This is a genomic window from Planococcus sp. CAU13, from assembly GCF_000775575.1.
Classification (GTDB): Bacteria; Bacillota; Bacilli; order Bacillales_A; family Planococcaceae; genus Planococcus.
In genome coordinates this window covers 1-2,691 of the sequence record NZ_JRGN01000127.1, presented here as the reverse complement: position 1 = coordinate 2,691, position 2,691 = coordinate 1, and the positions used below count along the sequence as shown (strand labels likewise).

Genomic DNA, 2,691 nt, shown 5'->3' with positions numbered 1-2,691 from the left:
CATGCCCGCGGAAAGCGTCCGTCTGAAGCGTAATGGTTATAGAAACAATAGTATCCAAAAAAAAGAGCCGCTCAGATGAGCAGCTCTTGGAGATTACAATTTAGTTACGTTTGTAGCCTGAGGTCCGCGGTTGCCTTCCTCTACTTCAAATTCAACTCTTTGACCTTCGTCAAGCGTTTTAAAGCCTTCGCCTTGAATCGCTGAGAAGTGTACAAAAACGTCGTCTCCGCCTTCAACTTCGATGAAGCCAAAACCTTTTTCTGAGTTAAACCATTTTACTGTACCTTCTTGCATGTTAAAAAACCTCCTGATAATAAAAAAATTTTCAATATGTGAATCCATAAAAAAAATTCACATATTCCAAAAAGTACCATAACGTGCTGATCACTTTTTGGAATATGTGAATAGCTGTATCTGGTGGAGATGTATTAATTTCCTCTATAATAACCAAATTGAATGAAAATGTCAAACAAATCTAAATATTTATAATTATTTTCTGATAAATATTCTGTATAACGTGACAAATCGATATCCCTATATGCATTTTGCCAAATCATCCGTTTTATGTCCAGTAAAATGCCTCTCATTTCCGCAGAAATTCCGAAGTTTGTATTGCCCCTTCCTTTCACGTAAAATAGGGATATGGGCACTATAATTGAAACTTTCTGTACACTGAATCGTATATATATAAGGAAATGCATTGAAGGAGTGACTTTCGCATGAAGCGAGTCCAAAATTTCATTAAACGCCAATCTGTCAGTCTCCCGGTGATGGGAGTCATGTTTCCAGTTCTCTATCTGGGAGCGGAAATCGGATTGCTCGCTTCAGGAGCAGTCGCTGCCGGAAGCTACCTGGCCAGCAATACAACCATGAAACACGTGCAATTCTCTTCCACTTCCAAAGAACTTGGAATGACGAAAAGTGAATACAAACATGTCATCAAGCAAGTGCAGGATGCCAAAGTGAAAATTAAAAGACTGCAGAGCCATTATTACCGGGTCCGCTCCATCTCGTCGTTCAAGCAATTGATGGAGATGACGAAAATCGCGAATAAGATCGTACTGGTGGTCCAGGAAAATCCGAGAAAGTTCTATCTCGCTGAATCTTTCTTTTATTCGCATCTCGATTCGGCTTTGGAATTGACCGAAAAGTACTCGCTGCTGGTCGGCCAGCCGGTGAAAGACCGGGACATCCGGATCGCCCTGCAGGATACACGGGAAACGCTGCAATCGATGAACCGCGTAATGGAAAATGATTTGAAGAAAGTGCTGTCTTCCGATGTCGAACAGCTTCGGATGGAACTTGATTACGCAAAACTCGCAGTTGAAAGCCAGAACACACAGAAACTATTGGTTCAACCTTTGACCGATGATGAAGGAGACGTGGAAAATGAACGAAAATCAATCGACTCGCAGTGAATTGGATGACCTGTTGCAATCACCATTCGGCATTGCGCTTGAAAAAGAGCAGACTCCTGCCGAACAGCAGACGGCACGCCCAGTCCTCTTAATGGACAAGCTTTCGAATGAAGACAGGAAAAAAGCTCAGGACCTCGCCAAACAGATTCCCGCCGGCAACCATGAAGCCATTCTGACATATGGCGCCAACGCCCAGAGCCAGCTCGGCAATTTTTCGCATAAGATGCTTGACCATGTCCAGCAGAAAGACATCGGCCCGGTCGGCGATGTCCTGCATGACCTGATGAAACGATTGCAGGAACTGAATCCGGAAGAATTAACCGATACGAAAAAGTCCGGTCTCCGCAAGCTGTTTGCCAAAGCAAAATATTCGGTTCAGGAAATCATGACAAAATACCAGAAACTCAGCACACAGGTAGACCGCATCAGCATCCAGCTGGACCATTCCAAGCGCGGATTGCTCGAAGATGTGCAGATGCTCGAAGAATTATACGATCAGAACAAAATGTACTTCCAGGCGCTGAACGTCTATATCGCTGCGGCTGAACTGAAGCGGGATGAAATCCTGAACGAAACGATCCCTGCTCTTCGCAAAAAAGCGGAAGCTTCGGACGATCAGATGGCCTATCAGGAAGTCAATGATATGGTACAATTTGTCGACCGTCTTGATAAACGCATCTATGATCTGCAATTATCACGCCAGATCACGATTCAAAGCGCGCCGCAGATCCGTATGATCCAACAGACCAACCAGACGCTGGCCGAGAAAATCCAGTCGTCGATCATGACGTCGATTCCGCTTTGGAAAAACCAGATCGCCATCGCCTTGACGCTCAATAAACAGATGAAAGCTGTAGAAGCGCAGAAGCAAGTGACTTCTACGACAAACGACCTGTTACTCAAAAACTCTGAAATGCTGAAAATGAATTCGATTGAAACCGCCAAGGAAAATGAACGCGGCATCATTGAAATCGAGACATTGAAGAAAACACAGGAAAACTTGCTTACTACTATTGAAGAAACGCTGCAGATTCAGACAGAAGGACGCAAAAACCGCCGCGCCGCTGAACTGGAAATCGGCAAAATGGAGAATGAACTCAAGCAGCGCCTGCTCGCCATCCACGAAGGCGAAAAATCAAGAGAGATCTAAAAGGAAATCCCGCAAAGCAGAATATGCTTTGCGGGAGTTTTTATTTTTTTCGAGAAACTTTTGCCCACTTCCACCATTTTGCTCTAGGCGGATGCTTTCCGCGGGGAGCGGCCTGAGCCTCCT

Annotated in this window: 3 protein-coding genes; 2 read left to right on the top strand and 1 reads right to left on the bottom strand. The window is 44.7% G+C overall.

Features of this window, described 5'->3' with window-relative positions:
- Positions 1-93: 93 nt before the first annotated feature.
- Positions 94-294 carry a cold-shock protein gene (locus KW93_RS05425; RefSeq protein ID WP_033541967.1) on the bottom strand — a complete coding sequence of 67 codons (201 nt, stop codon included), beginning with the start codon at positions 292-294 and terminating at the stop codon, positions 94-96.
- A gap of 425 nt (positions 295-719) precedes the next feature.
- On the opposite strand from KW93_RS05425, the gene KW93_RS05415 reads away from it, so the two are divergent.
- Both KW93_RS05415 and KW93_RS05410 read left to right on the top strand, forming a co-directional pair.
- Positions 720-1,418 carry a 5-bromo-4-chloroindolyl phosphate hydrolysis family protein gene (locus KW93_RS05415; RefSeq protein WP_033541965.1) on the top strand — a complete coding sequence of 233 codons (699 nt, stop codon included), beginning with the start codon at positions 720-722 and terminating at the stop codon, positions 1,416-1,418.
- Positions 1,390-2,568 (top strand): toxic anion resistance protein, encoded by a 1,179-nt coding sequence (locus tag KW93_RS05410; protein WP_033541964.1) that lies wholly within the window; start codon positions 1,390-1,392, stop codon positions 2,566-2,568. Before KW93_RS05415 ends, KW93_RS05410 begins: the two co-directional genes overlap by 29 nt.
- Positions 2,569-2,691: the final 123 nt, after the last annotated feature.